Source organism: Photobacterium satsumensis (genome assembly GCF_050336935.1).
GTDB lineage: Bacteria > Pseudomonadota > Gammaproteobacteria > Enterobacterales > Vibrionaceae > Photobacterium > Photobacterium satsumensis.
In genome coordinates, this window is sequence record NZ_JAKJSK010000012.1 from 26,707 (window position 1) to 51,457 (window position 24,751).

At 51.0% G+C, this 24,751-nt stretch carries 21 protein-coding genes; 5 read left to right on the top strand and 16 right to left on the bottom strand.

The genetic code is table 11. The features are described 5' to 3' along the window. Nucleotides 1-436: 436 nt before the first annotated feature. On the top strand, nt 437-1,075 hold the full coding sequence (locus L4D79_RS22425) for a helix-turn-helix domain-containing protein (RefSeq protein ID WP_428654575.1): 639 nt from the start codon (nt 437-439) through the stop codon (nt 1,073-1,075). A gap of 145 nt (nt 1,076-1,220) precedes the next feature. Next, nucleotides 1,221-1,742 carry an inosine/xanthosine triphosphatase gene (gene yjjX, locus L4D79_RS22430; RefSeq protein WP_428654578.1) on the top strand — a complete coding sequence of 174 codons (522 nt, stop codon included), beginning with the start codon at nt 1,221-1,223 and terminating at the stop codon, nt 1,740-1,742. 95 nt (nt 1,743-1,837) lie between these two features. Here the strand turns inward: yjjX and trpR are convergent, their stop codons facing one another. Together trpR and sltY are read right to left on the bottom strand one after the other, a co-directional pair. Beyond that, nucleotides 1,838-2,155, bottom strand: coding sequence for a trp operon repressor (trpR, locus tag L4D79_RS22435; RefSeq protein ID WP_428654580.1), 318 nt, complete (start codon nt 2,153-2,155; stop codon nt 1,838-1,840). Between the two features lie 83 nt (nt 2,156-2,238). Then, nucleotides 2,239-4,170, bottom strand: a complete 1,932-nt coding sequence (gene sltY, locus L4D79_RS22440; protein WP_428654582.1) for a murein transglycosylase — start codon at nt 4,168-4,170, stop codon at nt 2,239-2,241. A gap of 398 nt (nt 4,171-4,568) precedes the next feature. Here sltY and ettA point away from each other — a divergent pair, with 398 nt between their 5' ends. Beyond that, entirely contained in the window at nt 4,569-6,236 is a 1,668-nt protein-coding gene (ettA, locus tag L4D79_RS22445; protein WP_428654584.1) for an energy-dependent translational throttle protein EttA, read from the top strand. A gap of 75 nt (nt 6,237-6,311) precedes the next feature. Here the strand turns inward: ettA and radA are convergent, their stop codons facing one another. Continuing rightward, complete coding sequence (gene radA, locus L4D79_RS22450) at nt 6,312-7,700, bottom strand: DNA repair protein RadA (protein WP_428654587.1); 1,389 nt, start codon at nt 7,698-7,700, stop codon at nt 6,312-6,314. A 137-nt stretch (nt 7,701-7,837) separates the two neighbouring features. Between radA and L4D79_RS22455 the strand changes: the two genes are divergently transcribed. Next, complete coding sequence (locus tag L4D79_RS22455; RefSeq protein ID WP_428654589.1) at nt 7,838-10,195, top strand: PilZ domain-containing protein; 2,358 nt, start codon at nt 7,838-7,840, stop codon at nt 10,193-10,195. A 21-nt stretch (nt 10,196-10,216) separates the two neighbouring features. Here the strand turns inward: L4D79_RS22455 and serB are convergent, their stop codons facing one another. Continuing rightward, nucleotides 10,217-11,182, bottom strand: a complete 966-nt coding sequence (gene serB / locus L4D79_RS22460; RefSeq protein ID WP_428654592.1) for a phosphoserine phosphatase — start codon at nt 11,180-11,182, stop codon at nt 10,217-10,219. Between the two features lie 153 nt (nt 11,183-11,335). Here serB and L4D79_RS22465 point away from each other — a divergent pair, with 153 nt between their 5' ends. Further along, nucleotides 11,336-11,950, top strand: a complete 615-nt coding sequence (locus L4D79_RS22465; protein ID WP_428654594.1) for a YtjB family periplasmic protein — start codon at nt 11,336-11,338, stop codon at nt 11,948-11,950. Nucleotides 11,951-12,040: 90 nt separating this feature from the next. Here the strand turns inward: L4D79_RS22465 and deoD are convergent, their stop codons facing one another. The 12 genes from deoD to L4D79_RS22525 all read right to left on the bottom strand — a co-directional run bounded on the left by deoD (nt 12,041) and on the right by L4D79_RS22525 (nt 24,731). Further along, entirely contained in the window at nt 12,041-12,760 is a 720-nt protein-coding gene (gene deoD / locus L4D79_RS22470; RefSeq protein WP_428654596.1) for a purine-nucleoside phosphorylase, read from the bottom strand. Nucleotides 12,761-12,909: 149 nt separating this feature from the next. After that, nucleotides 12,910-14,130, bottom strand: coding sequence for a phosphopentomutase (locus L4D79_RS22475; protein WP_428654598.1), 1,221 nt, complete (start codon nt 14,128-14,130; stop codon nt 12,910-12,912). A gap of 10 nt (nt 14,131-14,140) precedes the next feature. After that, nucleotides 14,141-15,472 carry a thymidine phosphorylase gene (gene deoA / locus L4D79_RS22480; protein WP_428654600.1) on the bottom strand — a complete coding sequence of 444 codons (1,332 nt, stop codon included), beginning with the start codon at nt 15,470-15,472 and terminating at the stop codon, nt 14,141-14,143. Between the two features lie 211 nt (nt 15,473-15,683). After that, complete coding sequence (deoC, locus tag L4D79_RS22485) at nt 15,684-16,457, bottom strand: deoxyribose-phosphate aldolase (RefSeq protein ID WP_428654602.1); 774 nt, start codon at nt 16,455-16,457, stop codon at nt 15,684-15,686. Between the two features lie 413 nt (nt 16,458-16,870). Continuing rightward, complete coding sequence (locus L4D79_RS22490; RefSeq protein ID WP_428654604.1) at nt 16,871-17,041, bottom strand: XapX domain-containing protein; 171 nt, start codon at nt 17,039-17,041, stop codon at nt 16,871-16,873. 355 nt (nt 17,042-17,396) lie between these two features. Next, a complete protein-coding gene (locus L4D79_RS22495; RefSeq protein ID WP_428654606.1) occupies nt 17,397-18,656 on the bottom strand; it encodes a NupC/NupG family nucleoside CNT transporter in 1,260 nt (419 codons plus the stop codon). A gap of 206 nt (nt 18,657-18,862) precedes the next feature. Continuing rightward, nucleotides 18,863-19,657: a TatD family hydrolase gene (locus L4D79_RS22500; protein WP_428654608.1), complete on the bottom strand. Its 795-nt coding sequence runs from the start codon at nt 19,655-19,657 to the stop codon at nt 18,863-18,865. Beyond that, entirely contained in the window at nt 19,647-19,829 is a 183-nt protein-coding gene (locus tag L4D79_RS22505) for a DUF5363 family protein (protein ID WP_428654610.1), read from the bottom strand. The genes L4D79_RS22500 and L4D79_RS22505 overlap by 11 nt, the downstream gene beginning before the upstream one ends. Nucleotides 19,830-19,843: 14 nt before the next feature. Beyond that, a complete protein-coding gene (gene glgX / locus L4D79_RS22510) occupies nt 19,844-21,970 on the bottom strand; it encodes a glycogen debranching protein GlgX (protein ID WP_428654612.1) in 2,127 nt (708 codons plus the stop codon). A gap of 155 nt (nt 21,971-22,125) precedes the next feature. Then, nucleotides 22,126-23,706: a peptide chain release factor 3 gene (gene prfC, locus L4D79_RS22515; RefSeq protein WP_428654614.1), complete on the bottom strand. Its 1,581-nt coding sequence runs from the start codon at nt 23,704-23,706 to the stop codon at nt 22,126-22,128. A gap of 187 nt (nt 23,707-23,893) precedes the next feature. Then, the gene (gene rimI, locus L4D79_RS22520) at nt 23,894-24,340 is read right to left on the bottom strand and encodes a ribosomal protein S18-alanine N-acetyltransferase (protein ID WP_428654617.1); all 447 of its coding nucleotides are present in this window, start codon (nt 24,338-24,340) and stop codon (nt 23,894-23,896) included. Continuing rightward, nucleotides 24,330-24,731 carry a DNA polymerase III subunit psi gene (locus L4D79_RS22525; protein ID WP_428654619.1) on the bottom strand — a complete coding sequence of 134 codons (402 nt, stop codon included), beginning with the start codon at nt 24,729-24,731 and terminating at the stop codon, nt 24,330-24,332. Before L4D79_RS22525 ends, rimI begins: the two co-directional genes overlap by 11 nt. Nucleotides 24,732-24,751 lie beyond the last annotated feature (20 nt).

The following is a 24,751-nucleotide window of genomic DNA, read 5'->3' on the forward strand; positions in this document are numbered from 1 at the left end:
TTTTTTGCTATCTGTCATAAATTTCAAACCAATATGAAACAAATTCATAACCAAAACCAATACCGAGAAGCCCTTTCATTGGGAATGGTTATCAACAAACATAAAAACATCGCAAATCAATGATAATGCATTGTTTTAAATAGAATTAATAACAATCAAAAGCAAAAAAAAGCTACAATACCGTCTCTTAAGCCTTCCATCTGTGAGTAACAAAAAGTGATCTTAGTCCAACAAAACTGCCACTAGGATCTTATTTCAATTTGCGAAAATTGTTCCCTTTTTTGCCCATCTTGAAAAAAACTGATATGCCCATAACGAAACCAATCGCATTTTTTATACCTGTTAGATCCCTAAACGATTGTTATCAGTACAATCAATATGACATTTAAGAATGCGTTTTTGCATCAGACAATTTTTCAGCAGGAAGCTAGTGAGTATGGAATATTTAGAACGAATTAAGCGATTAGCTAAAATCCAAGGGATCAGCCAAAAACAACTGGGCGAAGCCCTTGACCTTCAGCAAGGGACTATGAGCCGTAAGCTGTCTGGCAAATACGGTATTGAAGTCCGCGAGCTGGAGAAAATTGCCGAAGCTCTGAGCACGTCAATCAGTTATCTGCTAACTGGCCAAGTGGATACTGGCACTCAGGCGACGACGACGATCAACAGCAACGTTGACCAAGGCACCACCAGCACCTACATCCCAATCATCCACCGCAAGGACTTCATGTCATTTCGCAGTGGCGCTTCGGTGGATGTGATCAGCAAGCGTGCTATCCCGCAACATCTGCTACGTGAAGATTGTCTGGGCCTATTGGTGGATAACGAAAACATTGCTCAGTGTGCACCAGTGGGTAGCTATGCCCTTGCCACCAAAACCGCGGTTTACCAGCCTAAGCAACCGGTATTCGCCTCTGTACGTGGCAGCGAACCTGACTTCTACCACATGACCCAGCTGGCCGATGGAGTTGTATTCTCAACGTCGCAGCCCGACTTCCCTAACTTGTTCGTCAACAACGGGGAATTCCAAATCCATGGTTACATCATCCAGTCAGACTGGGCTTACGACCGTTAATCACAGGTAGCAAAAGTCCTGCTGATTAAGCCAATTTAGCGGCGTGACAACACGCCGCCAAGTCAAATACCAAACCTCTCTGATATGAAGACTATTATTCAGTTTGGTATTAATATAGTAAGCACTCAGATAATGGATGTTTGCTATGCCTAAGATTATTGTCGCCTCAACCAATCCCGCCAAGATTTCAGCTGTTGAAGACGCCTTCAACCACACCTTTCCAGACCACCATTTTACCATTGAAGGGATCAGCGTAGACAGCGGGGTCCGCGACCAGCCAATGTGCGCAGACGAAACCTTGCAGGGTGCAAGAAACCGCGTCAGCAATGCTCGACAAGCTTCACCGGAGGCTGATTATTATGTTGGTCTTGAAGCCGGTATCGATGGGCCTTTTACCTTTGCCTGGATGGTGATCGAAAATGGCGAAAACCGTGGCGAAGCACGCTCGGCATCACTACCGCTTCCACCGCAGGCACTGGACAAACTTCACCAGGGCGAAGAGCTGGGTGATGTCATGGACGAAATGTTCAACCAGACTAATATCAAACAAAAAGGCGGCGCAATTGCGATGCTGACCAACCACCTGCTCAGCCGCAGCTCGGTCTACCAGCAGGCTTTAATCTTGGCACTCATCCCGTTTATTCATCCGGCATTATTTTCAAAGTAAATTAAGCGCTATATTGGTCCGCTGCCGGGAATAAAAAAAGCCCCCTGAACGTGCGTTCAGAGGGCTTTTTTCATTGTATGCTAATAAGCGATATATCAGTTATTAGGACTCTGCTCTTTGAGCAGGGCTGATAGCCACACCTTGATGTCATCATCATGGTGCTTGAGCTCATTGGAGCCCCGAGTGATGGTTGCCACCCCGACTCCCAGCAGTTCACTGATCTTGCGTTGGCTACGCTCGCCGTTGAGCAATTCATGTAGAATATTGACCCGGGAAAGTAACACCGACCGCTCATCGGGCGTGAGCAACAGCCTCAACAAAGTATCGTCTTTCTGCTCTGTTGTTGCCTGGCGTAAAATATCAACCACCTGTTGCCACTCGGTAAATTCCGGAGTTTCTTGAATATTCGACATGTCATCCTCATTTGATGTACTCGTTCTCGAGTACTGATTCTATCCCTTTAACCACCGACAACCTAGCCCTTGTATAAAAAAAGCTAATACTTGGTGTTGATTTCATTATCTGTCAGTAATGGAACCTGGCTTTGGGTCAGGTCGCCATAATAGATTTCAAACATCAAAAGATTCTGAACGTACCCCCGGGTTTCATTGAACGGGATAGCCTCGATAAAGGCGTAGACATCCAATCGGCCGTCGGTCCCTTTGCGCCAGCGTGTCACACGGCTCGGTCCGGCATTATAGGCGGCAAAGGCGAAAATACGGTTGTTGTCATATTGCTCAAGCATCATTTTCAGGTAGCCGCTACCAAGCCGGATATTGACCCCAGGATCAAACAGGCTGCTTTTCCCCTCGTAGTTACGCCCCAGCTTTTTAGCCGTTTCCTTGGCCGTCGCTGGCATCAGCTGCATAAGACCTCGGGCACCAACCGGCGAGACCGCCTCAATGTTAAGCGCACTTTCCTGGCGGGCCAATGCCATCATGGTGGTCACTGGCAATTCACGTTTCTTACTGAAGAAATCAAACCACCACTTGTGGGCAATCGGGAAGCGCAACTCGACGTAGTCCCACAACTGACCGGAAATAGTCGCCTGCACCGCTAGGTGATGCCACTTGTTGGTGGCGGCATAAGCTGCCAAGGCCACGATCTGATCGTTATCCAGCCCCCGCAGCAAATAATGCCACTCGCGGTTCGCCGCTAACAGTTTATCGGTGGCAATCAGCTCCTTGACTCGATCCAAGGTTTGCTCGTACTCCTTGAGCTCAACCCGGGAGTCCCCAACGGTCTTGATCGGATAGGTAATAGGCTTGCCCAGCACGGTGGCGGCAGCGGCACTGTAGAAATCCCGCTGGCCGATGATCTGGTTGTACTTTTCCGCGGCTAGTTCTTTGTTACCTTCTCGCTCAGCCAGGCGTGCCTGCCAGAAAGTCCAACGTGTACTCTGCTTGGCTTTATCAGGCAAGCGGTTCACCCACACCTCGACCTCATCCCACTTGTCTTCCCGCATCGCCTGGCGAATACGGCGCTCGAGCAAACTGACATTGGCAGTTTTCGCCAATGCTTTATCCCGCCACTTCTGCAGCGACTCATCATCGGTAGCCATCAACCGGCTGGCAGTATAATCAGCCAACGACTGGCGCTTGGCTTCCTCAAAGTGCTGCCCTTGTACGGTCTTGTGGTACTGCTTCACCGCTTCTTTGACGTCGCTGCGCACCAGCTTTTTGTAAGCCAATACGGTCAGGTTCTGATTAAGCGGAGTGACTTTGCTACGCTTGGAAAAAGCAGCCACGCCTTGCGGTTTGTCATAGAGATCGATTACTGACTTTCCGGATTGCTTGCTCTTGGCGCCTAACTGTTTGTTAAGGTAATTCAGACGGGCACGATGACCTTCGGCGTACACCAACAGCATACGATCCAGTATCAGGGCATCGGTCCTTTTCCCCGCCTTTTGCCAGGTGTTGAGCAGGGGATCGCAAGCGTCATGGGTCGATTTTCCAGTCAGCCATAGGGTCTTCGCACCTTGCCAAGCCACATCTTTGTTGCCGAGCTTGCTCTGGGCGTAATAGTAATGGCAGCGCAGCACCTGGCTGCGCGGGGGCAGCGGCTGAACATCGACAAAGTTCTGCCAACGCTCGGTGGTTGCAAGGTGGGTCAGGTAGCGATCCTTGACCGTGGTACTGAATGGCAAGGCGGCATATTGCTCGATGAATGCCTCCACCTCACTGGGCGATTTGGCATACAGGGTCTGAATAAATTCGCGGTAATCAAGATAGGGCGTCAGCGGATAATCATCCAACTTACCACGCAACTTCTTGTACGCAGCCTCATCTTTTTCCTCAAGGGAAACTTGGGCCTGTTCATACCATTCACGCTGCTGCTCTAGCGTCGACGCTCGCATAAAGGGCGACAGCAGCAAGCCAACAAACAGCACGAGACCTGAAAATACTTTGACGTTTTTATTGCTAGACACAGCACCCTTCCATTCATTACCCATATTGATTCAGGTCAAACAACCCATGTGTTTTATTGCATATTAATTCCATCTCTACAAGCCTCCCCCACCAGCAAAAGCACTGCCATGTCCAATAGGCAGCCCACTATTGAGCGTAATACCAATTTGCACATTTTAATAATTGTAATATCCGCCCTTGCTATCGCGGGTCAACACCGACCCATGCAGCACAACAGAAAATTAACATGACGATGTTGCAAAGAAATAACGCAAGAAAATGCACTGGCAACACAAAGATGTGTGCTGAGTGGTACCTTAACGCTCACTTGGGGCACTAATTATGAACATTGCTGTTAAACTTATGTCCAGAACAGGTAAAATACCCCTTTCATTTAGTTTAGAGATCGCAAACGGATATGGCTGAATACGTCTATACCATGTCGCGCGTGGGCAAAATCGTCCCACCAAAGCGTCAAATCCTAAAAGATATTTCATTAAGCTTCTTCCCTGGTGCCAAAATTGGTGTACTCGGTTTGAATGGCTCCGGTAAATCAACCCTACTGCGTATCATGGCAGGTATCGATACCGATATTGAAGGTGAAGCTCGCCCGCAAACCGGCTTGAAGGTCGGTTACCTTCCCCAAGAACCGGTACTGGACGAAGAGAAAACCGTACGCGAAATCGTAGAAGAGTCTGTGGCTGATGTTAAACATGCCCTCACTCGCCTTGATGCTGTCTACGCTGCTTACGCCGAACCTGATGCAGACTTCGATGTGCTGGCCAAAGAGCAAGGCGAGCTTGAAGCGCTGATCGAAACCAAAGACGGCCACAACCTAGACATGCAACTTGAGCGTGCGGCTGATGCCCTGCGCCTGCCTGAATGGGATGCGCAAATCAAACACCTATCAGGTGGTGAACGTCGCCGTGTCGCTATCTGTCGCCTGCTTCTCGACAAGCCAGACATGCTGCTACTTGATGAGCCAACTAACCACCTTGATGCGGAATCTGTGGCTTGGCTTGAGCACTTCCTTGTGGATTACAGCGGTACTGTTGTGGCTATTACCCACGACCGTTATTTCCTCGATAACGCTGCAGGCTGGATCCTTGAACTTGACCGTGGTGAAGGTATTCCATGGGAAGGTAACTATACCTCTTGGCTAGAGCAGAAAGATGCCCGTCTAAAGCAGGAATCTTCCCAAGAGCAAGCTCGCCAGAAAACCATCGCCAAAGAGCTAGAGTGGGTTCGTCAGAACCCGAAAGGCCGTCAGGCGAAATCAAAAGCACGTATGGCGCGCTTTGAAGAACTAAACACCAGCGATCACCAAAAGCGTAATGAAACCAACGAGCTGTTCATCCCGCCAGGTGAGCGCTTGGGTGACAAAGTCATCGATGTAACGAACCTGACCAAGTCATACGGTGATCGTGTTCTGATTGATGATCTGTCATTTAGTATGCCTAAAGGTGCGATTGTTGGCATCATCGGTGCGAATGGTGCGGGTAAATCAACCCTCTTCAAGATGTTGAGCGGTGCTGAGCAACCTGACTCTGGCACCATTGATATGGGTACCACCGTCAGCCTTGCTTCTGTTGATCAGTTCCGTGACAGCATGAACGATGACAATACCGTGTATCAGGAAATCTCTGAAGGCTCGGAAATCATCCGTATTAACAACTACGAAGTCCCTGCTCGTGCGTACGTATCGCGCTTCAACTTCCGTGGTAGTGATCAGCAAAAACGCATTGGTGATTTGTCGGGTGGTGAACGTAACCGTGTTCACTTGGCGAAGCTACTGAAAGCAGGCGGCAACGTACTGCTACTCGATGAGCCAACCAATGACCTTGACGTTGAAACACTGCGTGCACTTGAAGAAGCGCTGCTTGAGTTCCCTGGCTGTGCCATGGTGATCTCGCACGACCGTTGGTTCCTTGACCGTATCGCCACCCATATTCTTGACTACCGTGACGAAGGTCAGGTTAACTTCTTCGAAGGTAACTATACCGAATACACGGATTGGCTGAAGAAAACACTGGGCGCGCAAGCGGCTGAGCCACACCGTATCAAGTACAAGCGTATTGCTAAGTAATTCACTTACCCTGCGCGAGATACCAAAAGGGCTGCATGATGCAGCCCTTTCTTTTACCTATCGCGTAGTACCAACTTACAGCGCTACCCGCTCGAACGCCGTGAGAGCTTCCTGCAGATCTTCCACCGCGATAATCTCGATGCCCGGGATCTGTCGGCTGGCATTGGCCTTGGGTACAATTGCCCGGGTGAACCCCTGCTTAACCGCCTCGCGGATCCGCTCCACGCCATTGGCTGCCGGCCGGATATCGGCATTCAGGCCAATCTCGCCAAACACCAATACATCCTGCGGGATAGGGGCGTTTTTGAAACTGGAGAAGATAGACAACAACACAGCCAAATCCGCCGAGGTTTCTTCAATCTTGATCCCCCCAACACAGTTGACGAAGATATCCATGTCAGACAGCATGACCCCGCCGTGGCGGGCGAGTACCGCTATCGACATCGCCAGACGGTTATTGTCATAACCCACCGTCAGGCGGCGGGGATTCTCGGTCACCGAGTTGTTGCACAGCGCCTGTATTTCTACCAGCAGCGGACGAGTCCCCTCCCATAGCGTGGTACAGGCTGAGCCGGCATGGTTCTTGTCCGAGCGGCTAAGGAAAATCGCCGACGGGTTCTTCACCTGCTTCATCCCGGTCTCGGTCATGGCAAAAAAGCATGACTCGGAGTCGGCACCGAAACGGTTCTTGGACGTACGCAGTACCCGGAACTTTTCATCCGCCGTCGACGACAGGGCAAACAGGCCATCAACAATGTGGATCAGCTGCATCGGGCCCGCCACGTTGGAGTCTTTGTTGATGTGACCGACGATCATGAACGTCACACCTTCGGTCTTGGCAAACCGGGTCAGTGCCGCCGCGGATTCCTTGACCTGGCTCGGGCTTCCTGCTGCCGAATCATTATGGGCGACCGTCATGGTCTGGATCGAGTCAATAATCACAAACTCGGTTTTCTGCGCCCTAATATGTTCGATAATCGCTTCCACCGAGGTTTCGGCCACCACATTGATATTATCGAGGTTCTGGGTACCCAAACGCTTCGCCCGTTGGGAGATCTGGTGGATCGATTCCTCACCCGACACATACAGCGACGGTTTCGATGCCGCTACCGAGCCGATACTCTGGAGCAACAAGGTCGACTTACCCGCCCCAGGATCACCGCATAGCAATAGCACGGAGCCCGGTACAATCCCGCCGCCAAACACCCGATCCAGCTCGGAAATACCGGAACTGTAACGAGGCAGATCTTTGGTTTCGACCTCGGACAGTTTTTGTACCTTGGTCGCCGCGCCGGCATAACTGCTCGTACCAGCAGCCGAAGCCGCGCCCACGGCCGAGCGTGTTTTGGGAACTGTGAACTCGGTTATCGTATTCCATGCCGCACACGCGCTACACTGGCCCTGCCAACGGGGAAAGTCTGCGCCACAATCACTACACACATAGGCCCGCTTGGTTTTTGCCATGACTCACCTTGATATATTTGGTTAAACACATCCACAAAAGGGATGTAGAATAGAGCTTGCCTGTAGGTTGAAGAAAAGCTCAACTCGTAGGGAAATATGCCGATAATAAACGAAGAATGAGATAATCAAAAATAACTATGGTGCTTGACGATTACAAAGGACTGATTGAAAGACTGATCCCTGTCTACGATAGCGAGGATTTCGACGACGTCTTCCAGATGATGACCGAAGGCGAAGACGGCCCAACCCGGCTGCAGTTGAAAATGGAATTGAACCGCATCATGTCGCCTTGCATGAAAGCCGTTGACCTGCGCGGTCGCGTTCAGGGGGAATGCCGCCCCTACCAACTCAACGGTCGCCAGCATTGGCTCGATGATGTGGCGATCAATACCTACCACAAGCGGATCAAAATCTTTGGCAACCAGTTCAGGGTCGGCCTTTACGAAGCGCTGATGAACACCCGCAACAACTTCCGGGTAATGCACCAGCAAGGAAAGCTGCAACCCAAACCGGTCGCCCAAGCGGCCCCGCAGCCAGACAACCCGCTTGTGGCACCGCTGCTTCGTTTTGGTCACTACCTCACCCGTGACGAGAACCGCTGGCAAATTGCCACCCAAGTCGTTCTGGAGCTACCGTTGAGCCAAACGATCAATGGGATCAGTGCTGATTTATCTTATTCAGGCGCCAAATTCAAAGTCCCTGCTGCGTTCAGCTATAAGCTAGGTATGAACATTGTGGTGCGCTTTCCGACGCTGGCCGAGAAATTAAATGACCCACGCTTGGTCGAGGGGATGAGCTACCGGATCCTTGGGATTGACGAAAATCCGGATAACGATAGCTATAAGTGGTTACGCCTAAAACTGCTGAGTGACAATACATTGATCAAATCGGTGATTGATCAGGGGCTGAACCAGTCCCAAAACCGGACCCGGCACAACTACGATGACAAAGTTATTCAAATCCGTACCCGTGGTTACGAGCACTGTTTTCTCAAGCACAGTACCAGCCTGCCGGTATTTCTCTCTGATACCCAGCTGACCTACTGCCTGCTGACCCAATACAATCGTCATATCTGGGCCCACTGGCACGATGAAAGGAACCAGCCGGTCCTCAACCACCTAATATCGCAAGAACGCTTGGCCAGCTTGGGCAAGGCGGGCCTGAAACAGTCCAGCACACTGCTGTACAGCTTCTGTCATGAACATGATGGCAAAACCTTCTTCTATTCTGCTGCCCTGCCGGAGATGAATGCTGAGCAGCGCCGGCTGTTCTGGCATGTCGGGGCACAGCGTGACAGCTGGCGGGTAATGCGCTTGAGCTTGCAGCCTATCGACCAAGAAGATATCGACAGCCTCAAGCAAATTGCGCCAGATATGGTCGATAAGCTAAGCACCTTGACCCATGTCGGGGTGTTGCAAGATCTCACTAACCGCTATGCCCAGCAAGATTACCGATTGAGCGTCAAACCGCAACTGCCTAGCAAGACCCTACAGGCATTCCGGCACCCTCGAAACCCGGTTTCGGCAGCCAAAGCGGTGTATTTTGATCCACGACCACAGCGTAGCGAAGACCGATACCTGTTCGATACGCCTATCGCCCTATCCACCGCGGCTAGCCAGACGGTCACAGGACAAAGTATCGACTTTTCTACCCGTGGCCTGAATATCAAACTCACCAGCCCAGTCGCCCTACGCCGCGACGAACAGGTAGAGATCTCGTTTCCCGGCCTGCAAAAAAGCAATAAAAATGGCCCATTGAGCCACGTCCCCTACCACGTCGTCAGGGTCAGCCCTGACTACTGCAATATCCAGCTGACGACAGGAGCAGGGCAACAAGCGGCGCAAAGCGAGCACTTCCTGCGCAAGCTAATACTGCACAATGAAAATAAACTGGTGATGACCGAGGAGAAATTACCGCAAGGAGCGTTGCTGCTGGCCATGCACCAAATGCTGCTGACCAAACTGAAGACGATTCCGTACTTTGCCGAAAAAGTTGACCACAAGATACAATTGAAGGCGGTTGGCTGTAACTTCCCACCTCCGCCGCCGATCAAACTGTTCAACCAACTGGCCGACGGAAAAGGTTGCTCGCTGGAACCATTGTTTCGCAACCGGGTAAAACAATTGCTGGCCGAAACCATGCGCCCGGTTGAGATCAACCAGCCCTACATCCATGAGCTCTATCTGGCGGTTGAACAGCAGCCGGGACAGCCCTTGCGGGTCGATGCCAAGCTACTTGATGAATTCCGCACTATCGAAGAGCGGATCAACTATATCAAACACGCAAAAGCGGCCGGCAACTTTATGGCGCTCAGACTCACCGCCGCCCCGGTCCTCAGCCCGATGACCGCTTTGATAGGCAAAGAGCTGGGCGAGCTTGCCCGACTGGTATTACACCGAGCAAGGGCACTGGAGCAAGAGCTCAATTCGGTCATCGGTGGCGGCGAGATCCTCGACATCACCGATGAGGTGCTGATCAGGCTCGAAATAAGATAACCAGCCTGCTTTCTTTGGTGCCTACCAGCCCAGCTGCTGCGGCACTAAAGAGACCGACAGTAAACAGATCAAGCCCCCGAGATCGGCAAACCGGATAGCCACCGGGGCCTCATCCTCGACTTTCGGCTTGGCATGGTAGGCAACACCAAGCCCAGCGGCGTTGATCATCACCAAGTCATTGGCTCCGTCGCCGATAGCCACGGTATTATGCGGTGGAATGTCATATTGCTCGGCCAAATTGCGCAATATCGTCGCTTTGGCCTGTGCATCAACCACCTCGCCCAGTACCTTACCCGTTAGTTTGCCGTCAACAATTTCCAGCGTATTAGACTGGGCATGGGCCAAGTCCAGCTCTTGCTTGAGGTGATAGGAAAAGTAAGTAAAACCGCCTGATGCAATCGCCGCCTTCCAGCCATAGTGGTGCAGGGTTGCCACCAGCTCACGCAGCTCGGGCATAAATGGTAGCTGACTTTTGACTTGCTCGAGAATGTCGGCATCGCTGCCCGCCAATGCCGCAACCCGCTGACGCAGGCTCTGTTCGAAATCCAGCTCCCCCTGCATCGCACGCTCGGTCACTTCTGCCACCTGCTCACCAACGCCTGCCAATATGGCGATCTCATCAATACACTCGATTTCAATCGCCGTTGAATCCATGTCCATCACCACCAAGCCGGGCTCGCGTAGATCTGGACATTGAGTAAGATCGGCAATATCAAGCTGCGCACTGGTCACGCATCGCTCCAACTGCAATGAATACGGTGTCGCCAGCAACAAACAATCGTATTGCCCCACTTTCCAGGCTGCCGTCAGCGTCAGCGGTGCACCATACGCGGCTTCTATCGCGTGAAGCGCAACCGCATCTATTGAGCGGCCGAAAATCAAGGCTGTCGAGCGCTGTCGATCAAGATTACTGGCCGACACCACTTCCGGGAATCGGTTTAGTAATGAGGTGTGTTTCCTTATTTTGAGCACTTGCAAACCATCCATGTTAAAGTAAACGCTTAAATATCCAAGTGACCTCAAGATGCAGGATGCAACACTGAACCGAGCATTTTGAAGTCGCTTGGCTAAACAACTTACCCTATTGCAAATTACCAGGGCAAGCCCAAAAATGAGATTGGTCTTGAATACACCGCTGATATGATGAAGAAAAAACATACCCAATTCCAAAAAGCCTGGCGGCTATTCATCCTTTTCGGCTGCCTGGCGGCGCTGATCACCATGGTTGAATACGGCTCGAATCTAGCCAAGCAAAACTACCGTACCCTGAGCGATCAAACCCAGCAACTGTCACGCTTGGTTGTCCGACAGGCCGCTGATACGGCATCGACGGACGTGATTGAGAAAAACCAAGACCGGCTGCAAGTGCTGGTCGAGCAACTGGCCAAGGAGCCCTTGCTACTCGATGCCAGCATCTATGATCTGGAAGGCATCACCTTGGCCAAAAGCCAAGACGCCTTACCGCTGCCGCAAGTGACCGGGCTTTCCACCCCGTTGGCTGTTGCCAGCTATGGCCGCCAACAGCTGATTGAGCCAATCATGAGCCAGCACCAGGTGGTGGGCTTTGTTCGTATCACGCTAGAGCACGACAAGCTTATCGCCGAAACCATGGCCGATATTGATGCAATCACCAACATTATCCGTGCCCTGATCGCCAGTGCCATGCTGATCGGTTTCCTGCTCGCCATTACCTTCGGTAACCGCAAAGAAAACTGGCACTTCCCCATCCTGCTCAGCGACGGTAAAAACGACTAGACAGTCCTAATGGGTACGCGGAAAAGTCATAAAAAAGGGCTTGCCAGTGGCAAGCCCTTTTTGGTATTCGAATACGACGGTTGCTTGCGCTTACTCAGCGTCGCCCAGCAAAACGGATTCCAACGCGATTTCCATCATGTCATTGAAGGTCAGCTGACGCTCTTCAGAGGTCGTCGCTTCGCCACGCAAGATGTGGTCGGATACCGTACAGATAGTCAATGCTTTTGCACCGAACTCAGCAGCCAGACCGTAGATACCTGCCGCTTCCATTTCAACACCCACGATGCCGTATTTCTTCATCGTCTGGAAGAAGTCGAAATCAGGGTTGTAGAAAAGATCGGCAGAGAAGATGTTACCCACCTTCACTTCAACGCCTTTAGCTTTTGCCGCGTCAACCGCGTTCTGTACCATGCCAAAGTCAGCCAGCGCTGCAAAATCGTGATCACCAAAACGGATACGGTTGACTTTAGAGTCCGTTGACGCACCCATGCCGATCACAACATCACGCAGGTTCACGTCATCACGTACTGCACCACAGCTACCCACACGGATAATTTTCTTCACGCCGTAGTCTTTGATCAATTCAGTCGCGTAGATTGAACATGAAGGGATACCCATACCGTGGCCCATTACAGAGATCTTACGGCCTTTGTAAGTACCTGTGTAACCGAACATGTTACGTACGTTACACACTTCTTTTGCATCATCTAGGAAGGTTTCTGCAATGTACTTGGCACGTAGCGGATCGCCCGGCATCAGTACTACGTCTGCAAAGTCACCCATTTCAGCATTAATGTGAGGAGTAGCCATCGTTATTTCCTTTCTGTCATCTGTTGGTTTTTTGCATTACCAACTCAATGTAATCTTGTCTTGCAAACACTGTTTCGATCTAGGACAAATATAGACCGAAACAGTAAAAAGAATGGTATTTTTGGGCAGGATATAACTGCCCAGGCCTGTTATAGGAATGACTTACCGTATTCCATGTCAGACGTACCGAAGTACTCTGCCAAGCTTTGGCCGATATCGGCAAAAGTCTCGCGGCGGCCCAGTGAGCCTGCAGCAATTTTAGGGCCAGACACCAATACCGGAATATGCTCGCGGGTATGGTCGGTACCAGGCCAGGTTGGATCACAACCGTGATCAGCCGTTAGGATCAATACGTCGTCTTCCTGAAGCAGCTCAATGATTTCAGGCAAGCGCTTATCGAAGTACTCCAGTGCCGCAGCGTAACCGGCTACATCACGACGGTGGCCGTAGGCAGAGTCAAAATCAACAAAGTTGGTGAATACAATCGTGTTGTCACCCGCTTGTTTGATTTGCTCTAGCGTCGCTTCAAACAGCGCAGGGATACCTGTTGCTTTCACTTTTTGGGTGATGCCACAGCCGGCGTAGATATCAGAGATCTTACCGATCGACACCACGTCACCGTTTTTCTCGTCGACCAGCTTCTGCAACACAGTCGCAGCAGGCGGCTCAACCGACAGGTCACGGCGGTTACCAGTACGCTCGAACTGACCTTTTCCCGGGCCAATGAACGGACGGGCAATCACTCGGCCGATATTGTAATCTGCCAGCTCTTCACGAGCGATTTGGCAAAGCTCTAGCAAGCGATCAAGGCCATAAGTCTCTTCATGACAAGCGATCTGGAATACCGAGTCCGCAGAGGTGTAGAAAATCGGCATACCGGTTTTCATGTGCTCTTCACCCAAGTCATCCAGTACCTGAGTACCTGATGCATGGCAGTTACCCAAGTAACCAGACAGACCAGCACGTGCAAGGATGCGATCGGTCAACTCTTTCGGGAAGCTGTTTTCTTTGTCGGTGAAATAGCCCCAGTCAAACAGGACAGGCACACCGGCAATTTCCCAGTGACCAGACGGGGTATCTTTACCTGAAGACAGCTCGGCAGCATGAGCATACGCACCGGTAATTTCAGCGTCGGCATCCAGACCTTCAGGGAAATAACCCGAAGACTCTTCACAAGCCTTACCCAATCCGAGTTTGTTTAGGTTTGGCAAATGCAGTTTACCGCTGCGCTGTCCGTTGTCCGCTTCTCCGCGGGCACAGGCTTTGGCGATATGGCCCATAGTGTTGGAGCCGACGTCACCGAACTTAACTGCATCTTCAGTAGCGCCAATCCCAAATGAATCTAGAACAAGAATAATAGAACGTTTCATGATGACTCCATTAAACATCTTCAGGGCGAACACGACGGTAAACTTCTGGTGTCGGCTCTGGTTTCTGATCAGAAATAGTAATCGCGGCACGTACTGCCTTGGCTGCTTCTTCCCACTGCGCTTCGTTGCGAGCGTGGATCACTGCCAGCGGCTTGTCGGCATTGGCTTCATCACCCAAACGGATCATGTCACTCAGGCCTACTGCATAATCGATAGTGTCAGCGGCCACACGACGGCCACCGCCCATACCCACAACCGCCATACCCAGTGCACGGGTATCCATGGCAAAGGCATAACCTGTGGTTTGTGCGTATATTGGCTTAACCAGATCAGCTTTTTCCAAGTAGTTGTCGTAATGGGTCATGAAGTCTGCCGGGCCACCTAGGCCTGCAACCATCTTACCGAAACACTCAGCCGCCTTACCGTTATCCAGAACCGCCTGAAGTTTCTCACGTGCCTGCTCGATATCTGTTGCTAAACCACTGTTTACCAACATTTCTGCACACAATGCCATGGTGACTTCAAATAAGCGAGGGTTACGGTATTCACCGGTCAGGAATTGCACGGCTTCACGGACTTCGAGTGCATTACCAGCAGTCGACGCCAGCACCTGGTTCATGTCTGTCAGCAATGCTGTGGTTTTGGTACCGGCACCGTTTGCTACCGCTACGATAGACTTTGCCAGCTCTTCAGAGGCTTCGTAGGTTGGCATGAAGGCACCAGAACCTACTTTCACGTCCATCACTAGCGAACCTAGGCCCGCAGCCAGCTTCTTCGACAAGATAGAAGCGGTAATAAGCGAGATGTTATCAACGGTTGCTGTTACGTCACGGGTCGCATAAACACGCTTGTCAGCCGGCGCAAGATCGCCAGTCTGGCCGATAATTGCTACGCCAGCATCTTTGGTCACTTGACCGAATACCTCGTTGCTCGGGGTAATGTTGTAGCCCGGGATAGATTCCAGCTTGTCCAGTGTACCCCCGGTGTGACCCAGGCCACGACCAGAAATCATCGGTACGTAACCGCCACATGCCGCCACCATAGGGCCAAGCATCAATGAGGTCACATCACCCACACCACCTGTGGAGTGCTTGTCGACAATCGGGCCATCAAAGTTCATGTGGCTCCAGTCGATAACCATGCCCGAGTCGCGCATCGCACACGTCAGTGCCACACGCTCGTCCATGGTCATGTCGTTGAAGTAAATCGCCATAGCGAATGCTGCGATTTGGCCTTCTGATACGGTATCTTTGGCAATGCCCTGAATGAAGAAGTTAATTTCGTCTGCAGTCAGTTCAATGTTGTCACGTTTCTTACGGATGATTTCTTGTGGTAAATACATGGTATTCCCCAGTAAATTCTAGTGTAGGGTCATGACTGTTTACTTAGTCTGTACGCCTTCGCCGTTAACGGCTATTGAGCGCAAAATCTGATTCTCGGGTGCGGGGCAACCGCCCGTTAGGCTGCATAATGCAGTTAGGCAAGAACCAAACAGTAAAGAGTCACAGGTAATTAAAAACAAGGTGGCCAGAAGGCCACCTTATTGGAAAGAATTAGTAGCCGCCTTCAGCCGCTTTTTCGCCTTCGCCAAGCGTGTTCAGAAGGTTAGCCAGTAGGCTTGAAGCACCAAAACGGTAGTGCATGTTGTCAGCCCACTCAGCACCTAGGATACGGTCAGCCATATCTAGGTATTGCTGTGCGTCTTCAGCAGTGCGAACGCCACCAGCAGGCTTGAAGCCAACAGTCTTCGCTACGCCCATGTCTTTGATCACGTTAAGCATGATTTCAGCGTATTCTGGGGTTGCGTTCACTGGCACTTTACCGGTAGACGTCTTGATGAAGTCAGCGCCGGCTTTGATTGAAATTTCAGACGCTTTCTTGATTAGCTCTTCAGTTTTCAGCTCACCGGTTTCGATGATCACTTTCAGCATGATGTCGCCACACGCGGCTTTACACTGCTTAACCAGCTCAAAACCCACTTCTTCGTTGCCAGCCATTAGCGCGCGGTATGGGAATACTACGTCTACTTCGTCAGCACCGTAAGCCACTGCCGCTTTGGTTTCTGCAACCGCGATGTCGATATCGTCGTTACCGTGCGGGAAGTTAGTTACTGTCGCGATACGTACTTCAGGTGTACCCTGTTCACGAAGCTGCTTCTTAGCAACTGGGATAAAACGTGGGTAAATACATACGGCCGCTGTGTTGCCTACCGGGCTCTTTGCGTTCTTACACAACTCGATCACTTTTGCATCCGTGTCGTCGTCGTTCAGAGTGGTAAGATCCATTAGTTTAAGTGCACGTAGTGCAGCCGCTTTCAATTCGCTCATGACTATCTCCAGTCCAATTAGTTTCTACCAAGCTATTTCTACTTAGTAATAGATACGCTTGGCGGTATTCATTGCGCCACCGCCAAACGGTTCGCAGCGCGAACAGTATCCCGCCAACCAGCCATCAGTCGACGGGGTTACGGACTTGACTCCTTGAAGACTCAGGTAAACAATGCACTCGCATTTTCCTGATTGCTATCCTTTTCACCGCATGGGAGGTGACAATAAACACTTCCCAGCAAATGCGCTGTCCTGGCCTGCCTAGCGATAGGTAACACCATGACGGTATTGACCAGAACAGCGAAAATCAGTTTGTGATGGTGCTGCCCTATAATACCAAGCAGACCTTGTTGCCACCACGAAATATGCGTTTCCCAGCGTGGACAATGTGTTTACCCAACGAACAGATTTCGTCAAGTAAAGAATCGTTCGACTATCCACTGGTAGGCAACCCCACCACCATAGACACCGACAATTCCCATTACCCCCGAGAGCACCGGCGGAGCCGGTATCGGCAGTTTAATCGCAGAAAACAATACACCGACAATAAACCCAGCGACCAGCGCCAGCAGTACTTCACTCATAATCAATTTCTCTGTCTGTTACAGCACAAAGAAAAGTGTAGTCTGCTCCGCAATGAAAGTAATGGTAGCAAAGGGGTTTGCCAGAAACCGGAGCGCAATCGATTTTATGGCATCAAATAGAAGCAATAGCGGGGATGTTTACTGGATCTGTTGAAAGGCGATGGGCGATGGGCGATGGGCGATGGGCGATGGGCGATGGGCGAATCAGAGTTTTGTGAAGGCTTAACCCTGTCAAGCTATTGCTTCAGCCCTTTGCTCTACCTCTAGCCTCTAGCCAAGCTCTTTACCTCGATCCAGAAAAACAAAAACGCCGCGGAAGACCGCGGCGTTTTATCAGGTTATCAACTCTCTGCCATTAAGCCAGAGTAATGAATAGACCTGCGATTGTTGCAGACATCAGGTTAGAAAGCGTACCTGCTGCTACCGCTTTCATACCGAAGCGTGCGATGTCGTGGCGACGGCTTGGAGCCAGACCACCTAGACCGCCCAGTAGGATAGCTACTGAAGACAGGTTTGCGAAACCACATAGTGCGAACGAGATGATAGCTTTCGTCTTATCAGAAAGAACAACCTCAGCACCTTCCGCTAGGTATGGGGCAAAGTTCAGGTAAGCAACGAATTCGTTAACTACCAGCTTCTGACCGATGAATGAACCAGCGATTGTTGCTTCTTCCCACGGCACACCGATTAGGAATGCAAGTGGTGAGAAAACATAACCAAGGATAAGCTCAAGTGTCAGCTCAGGCATACCGAACCAACCACCGATGCCACCTAGCATACCGTTGATCAGTGCAATCAGACCGATGAACGCAAGAAGCATTGCACCAACGTTCAGAGCAAGCTGCATACCAGAAGAAGCACCCGCTGCTGCTGCGTCGATAACGTTCGCTGGCTTGTCGTCAGCGTTATTAGCGTCGCTTGCTAGCTGCTCAACAGCTTCTTCAGTTTCAGGCTTGATGATCTTAGCAAATAGAAGACCACCCGGAGCTGCCATGAATGACGCTGCGATTAGGTACTCTAGAGGTACACCCATAGAGGCATAACCAGCAAGTACACCACCCGCTACAGACGCCAGACCACCACACATAACCGCAAACAGCTCAGACTGAGTCATTTTTGGTACGAACGGACGGATAACCAAAGGTGCTTCCGTTTGACCAACGAAGATGTTAGCTGTTGCAGACATGGATTCGGCGCGAGAAGTACCTAGTGCTTTCTGTAGACCACCACCTAGGATGTTGATCACTACCTGCATGATGCCCAGGTAGTAAAGTACGCTGATCAGTGCAGAGAAGAAAACGATTACTGGTAGTACGCGCAGGGCAAACACGAAGCCGCCACCGCCGAACACTTCAAACATCTTGTCTGAAGTCAGGCCACCGAATAGGAAGTTGATACCGTCGTTACCATAAGCGATAACGTTGGCAACGGCTGTAGACATACCATACAGTACGTCACGGCCAACAGGTACATAAAGAACAAATGCACCTAAACAAAATTGAATGGCAAATGCGCCACCCACAGTACGTAGATTAATAGCTTTACGGTTATCAGATAGAAGTACTGCAAGACCTAGCAGTACTGCCATCCCAACCAGGCTCATAAACATGCTCATAGTTTATGGCTTCCCTTTAGTTAAGTTTGGCGTCTCGACAATTCGGCTCATTAAGAGTCCGGCGCATTATACTCATGCAACGGCGGATAAAATAACGCCGGCATCACAGTTTGCAAGGAAAGGGAGTGAAAGTTCAATCCCAAACGTGAGCCCCATCACGGTTTAACGCAAACGATTTACGCAAACGTTTATTTTGTGACAACGCTTCACATCTGAATACCGAAAAGTTCAGCAGTGGTTAAGCTAGTTACCTGCTTAATTTCCTGTTCGCTTTCCGTTCGGATTGCTGCCAGTTCACTCAGTACATTCACTAACCGATCGGGTCGGTTAGGCTCCCCTTGAAATCCATCGACTGGCATATCGGGTGCATCCGTTTCCAACAGTAATGCACCCAATGGCAGTGCTGCTATTGTATTGCGAGTCTTATTGGCACGGCGATATGTAATCGTTCCACCGACTCCAATTTTGATACCTAGATCAATAAGCTGCATCGCTTGTTGATGGCTGCCACTGAATCCATGATACACCCCACCGGCAATCGGCGTATTTTGCCTCAAAACCCGAAGCAATTCGGGAAAAGCCTTGCGACAATGGAGTATGACCGGCAATTCAAAGCGGTTAGCCAACTGTAACTGGGCTGCCAATAACGAAATCTGTTGATCACGGTCGGCATTCACAATGGCAAAGTCTAGTCCACATTCCCCGACAGCAACGCAGCGTGAGTGTTTTTTTTCTCGTTGTTCGGCCTCCGTCGCAAGCTCTGATTCTAATTGAATCAAGGCATTGACATCGTGCTCGGCACTGAAAAATGGGTGCAGCCCCAAGCCAAAGTAGAGCTGGGGAAAACGGGCTGACAAGTCACGAACCGCCTGCCAGTTTCGCTGGCCAACCGCCGGGATCACGATTTTCCCAATCCCGGCCTGATGCGATAATGCCAAGTAGTGCTCGGGATCATCACAAAAGGGCGCAAAGTCGAAGTGGCAGTGGCTATCAATCAGCATCCGGTTTGACCTGTGCTGTACTGTTATCTTGTTTGCCTTTATTCGTTGGATTGCGAGGATCATCACTGTCATAACGGACCGGTGCGCAACAACGGCGGTTCTCGGGGACTAGCCCCATTTTTTCACACCAGCGGTCATAAGCCGCTACCCCACGCTTAATCAACGACATCATGGCTATCTATCCTGTTAGTTTGTGGCTTTGGTGGCCTTGGCTACCATGACGATCATACTACGCCCGGTTGCCAAAATGGTATCCCGGGTATAAAGCGGTGCCTCATCAATGGAATAAATATCATGGGGAGACGGCTTGGCGGTATTGATCACCAAGTGCCAATCACTGCAGTGGCGATCCGGTAGGGTAAACTCGAGAGGATCCCAAAAGGCATTACAAACCACGTACAGTTCGTCTTGAGTGATCGGGTGATACACCGTCAATGCGATAGAGTGGGAGTTTTCCGACCAGTCCGGCTGCTCGGGCTGGATTCCGTGCCAACGGATCCCGACATCCTCCAGCACAGAGTTGAGCGACATATGCATGTTCCAGTCTATGGTTGGTTCGGCGGTACGCAGCTGGCTGAGATGGGTAACAAAGCGCAGTAAGTCGCTGTGGGTATCCACCAGACTCCAGTCGAACCAGCTGAGTTCATTGTCCTGGCAGTAGGCGTTGTTGTTACCCTGCTGGGTCCTGCGGACTTCATCACCCATATTGAGCATCGGCGTACCGAGCGCCAAGAACAATGTGGCTAACATGTTCTTGCACTGCCTATGGCGCAGCGACTCTATCTCTGTAATATCCGTCGGCCCTTCGACGCCATAGTTGCTCGACAGATTATGATTGTCACCATCACGGTTGCCCTCCCCGTTGGCTTCATTGTGTTTCTCGCTGTAGCTCACCAAGTCATTGAGGGTAAAGCCATCATGGGCACAGATAAAGTTAACCGAGCGGTGCGGTGAGTGATGGTGGCTACAGTACATATCCGGAGAGCCAAGGATCCTCGAGGCAAAGCGGCTAACATAGCCAGCATCACCACGCCAGAAAGCCCTGACATCATCACGGAACTTGCCGTTCCACTCGTTCCAGCGATCGCCGATAAACGAGCCAACCTGGTACAGCCCCGCCGCATCCCACGCCTCGGCAATGATCTTGGTGCTGCAGAGGATCGGGTCCGAGTCTATCGACCACAGCAGCGGCGGCTCTTTCATCGGATAGCCCTGGCTGTCGCGGGCCAGTACCGAGGCCAAGTCAAACCGGAATCCGTCAACATGCATCTCGGTCACCCAGTAATGCAGCGCATCGATGATCATCCGGCGCAGGACGCTGTGGTTGGCGTTGCAGGTATTACCACAACCGCTGTAGTTGCCATAGCTGCCCGTTTTCTTGTCCAGCAGGTAGTAAGCGCCATTTTGCAGCCCTTTGAAACAGAATGTTGGCCCGTGCTCATCCCCTTCCGAGGTATGGTTGAACACCACATCGAGGATCACCTCAATATCGGCTTTATGCAGTTCACGCACCAAGGTTTTGAATTCATCGATTGCACTAAGGGGGGCCTTCTCGACACTGTAGTCGGCATGGACAGCAAAGAAATTAATCGGACTGTAACCCCAGTAGTTGCCGCGCCCTTCAGGTGCGTCATCGACATCGAATTGCTGAACCGGCATCAATTCAACCGCCGTCACTCCGAGCGATTTCAAGTACGGAATTTTCTCGATGATCCCAGAGAAGGTACCTTGCTTGGCCTGCACCACACCGGAAGAGGGATGACGGGTAAATCCGGCAACATGCATTTCATAGATAATGGTATCGGTTAAAGAGTGACGAGGAGCCACATCACCTTGCCAGTCGAAGTCACTGTGATCGACCACAATACTCTTCATGCAGGCATCCATGTTGTCTCCCGACTCGATAGCTCGCTGGCGGCTGTAATTACGACCAAAGCCTACCGCCTGACTATAGGGGTCAATTAACACTTTCTCGCAGTCGAAACGCAATCCACGCTCAGGTAACCACGGGCCATCGACCTGGAAGCCGTAATATTGACCATGGCCGATATTCCCCACAAAGATAAACCAATAATGACCGCGCTTGTGCAGTGCAGGGCTCAACTCAAAAGAACGGAAAGGCCCCGCCGCATCGGCACTGGCAAACAGGTGCAAGGTCACCCGGGTGGCATCTTTGGAATAAACGCTGAAATTGACCCCACCCTCACGTACCGATGAGCCAAGTGGAAATGCCTCGCCGGGTAAGGTATAGATCTGATTATCCGCCGCCAACGCGGTACTTAGTGAGGAACCCAGTTCATCAACCCTGTTCATGCCATCATCCTTATGGTTATTGCGCACCAGCGTGCATAACCAGAATAGTAGACTCATTCATAACGGGTAGAGGTAGGCTTCACAAAAAGTATAAAAAAAGCCGTCACAATGTGACGGCTTCGATGTTGAGCTTGATGCCCGTGGCTTATCGCGAATTAGTGCTCGCGGGTCGCTCGGAAATCAATGTCAGGGAAACGCTCTTTAGCCAGGTTCAGGTTAACCATGGTCGGTGCGATGTAAGACAGGTTATCACCGCCATCCAACGCCAGGTTAGACTGGCTCTTACGCTTGAATTCTTCCAGCTTTTTGCTGTCGCCACATTCTACCCAGCGGGCAGTTGCCACGTTAACGCCTTCATAGATCGCTTCAACGTTGTACTCTGCTTTCAGGCGGGCAACCACCACGTCAAACTGAAGCACACCGACTGCACCAACGATCAAGTCGTTGTTCTGCAGCGGACGGAAAACCTGTACCGCCCCCTCTTCCGACAGCTGTACCAGACCTTTTAGCAGCTGCTTCTGCTTCAGTGGATCTTTCAGGCGGATACGACGGAACAATTCAGGCGCAAAGTTTGGAATACCGGCAAATTTCAGGTTCTCGCCTTGGGTGAAGGTATCACCGATCTGGATAGTACCGTGGTTGTGCAAGCCGATAATGTCACCCGCGTACGCTTTCTCGGCACGGGCACGGTCACCAGCCATAAAGGTAACGGCATCAGAAATACTCACATTTTTACCCGTACGGACATGGTTCATTTTCATGCCCTGGCTGTAAGTACCCGATACGATACGCATAAATGCAATACGGTCACGGTGCTTTGGATCCATGTTTGCTTGGATCTTGAATACGAAGCCAGAGAACTTCTCTTCCTGCGCTTCAACGTCACGCTCGTTGGCCTTGCGTGTTTGTGGCGCTGGCGCCCATTTCGTTAGGCCATCAAGCATGTGGTCGACACCGAAGTTACCCAGTGCCGTACCGAAATAAACAGGCGTCAGCTCACCCGCAAGGAATAGCTCATGATCAAATTCAGGACATGCACCAATCACAAGCTCAAGTTCATCACGAACACTTGCAGCAAGATCATCACCCACAGCGACATCCAGCTCTGGGTTATCAAGGCCTTTGATGATACGCACTTCCTGAATTTCATGGCCATGGCCAGATTCATACAGGATCGTTTCATCACGGTGGATGTGGTAAACACCCTTGAATTCTTTACCGCAACCAATCGGCCATGAAATAGGCGAACAAGCCATACCAAGCTCGCTTTCAACTTCATCAAGCACTTCCATCGGATCACGAACATCGCGGTCCAATTTGTTCATGAAAGTAACAATAGGCGTATCACGCAGACGGGTCACTTCCATCAACTTACGGGTTCGATCCTCGACACCTTTCGCAGCATCGATAACCATCAGGCATGAGTCAACAGCCGTCAGGGTACGGTAGGTATCTTCCGAGAAATCTTCGTGTCCCGGGGTATCCAGCAGGTTAACCAAACAGTCATTGTATGGGAACTGCATAACCGACGTGGTCACCGAGATACCACGTTCTTTTTCCATCTCCATCCAGTCAGACTTAGCATGCTGGTTTGAGCCACGACCTTTTACAGTACCGGCTTTCTGGATAGCGTTTCCGAATAACAGAACTTTTTCGGTAATGGTTGTTTTACCCGCATCCGGGTGAGAAATGATGGCAAACGTACGACGTTTGTTCACTTCAGATAGAAAAGACATAACGTTGATAATCCTGTGAGAGATTTCTCTGATTGAACCCGCGACGACCGCACGCAACATGCAGCGGCAGGTTCCAATGTATTTTTTAGGGTGCTGGACCCAAAGATGGCGGAATTATACGCAAACTCCAGCCAAAGAGACAGCGCTAACACGGTTGGTGACAGTGCAAACGGCACTTCGCCGCCTGCTACATCATCATATAAGTCATGATTAATGCATCTTCGCGGCCATCCGGTGCCGGATAATAGCCTTCACGGCGGTTAATTTCATTGAAACCCAAAGATTCATACAACTGATAAGCACGCTGGTTGCTCGCCCTGACTTCCAGCCATACATCTTGCGCATTCAATCGCTCAAGCTGAGACAAGAAACCTTCCAGCAATAACTTTCCGTACCCCTTCCCCTGAAAAACTGGGTCGATAGCAATATTGAGCAAGGTGGCTTCACCTGCTACCAGTTGGCCAAAGCAATACCCCGCCAGCTGGCCATCGATCTCCAGCGCATAATTGGCAGCGATCTTATTGGGCGCCTTGCGGATCATCGACTCTGCCCAAGGGTACATGTGAGCGGCCTGCTCGATACGCCAAACATCATCCAGATGATGTGGCTCTAGTAAAACGATATTATGCGTCATAAGAACAAATCTGTTGCCACAGCGCTTTTTTCGCGCCGGGGTTGGTATGCATCAATTTCAGTGAGGACGACGTCAGTAGCTGGCAGCCTGCCGGGTGGGCCGCTTCACAACCTGCCACCCAACACCATTGGAGGTGGTGCTCGCGAACTTGCTCAACCGCCGCGGCGGGGATACACAGCGCCTGCTCTGGCGCCAGTTTCATACTGCCGAGGATCCGGCCAAACAGCCAACGGTCATGCTCATCCAGCTCTTCGTCACAAACAAACAACAGCTGGCAAGTTTCCGGCAGATCGATCATCGGTTGCTCCTGCTCGGGAAAAAAGCCCGGTTTACGGATCTGCCAATAGGTTAACCCGATCGCCTTCATCAGCTGTAAATCACGCTGTTTCATCCACTCACCTTGATGATGTT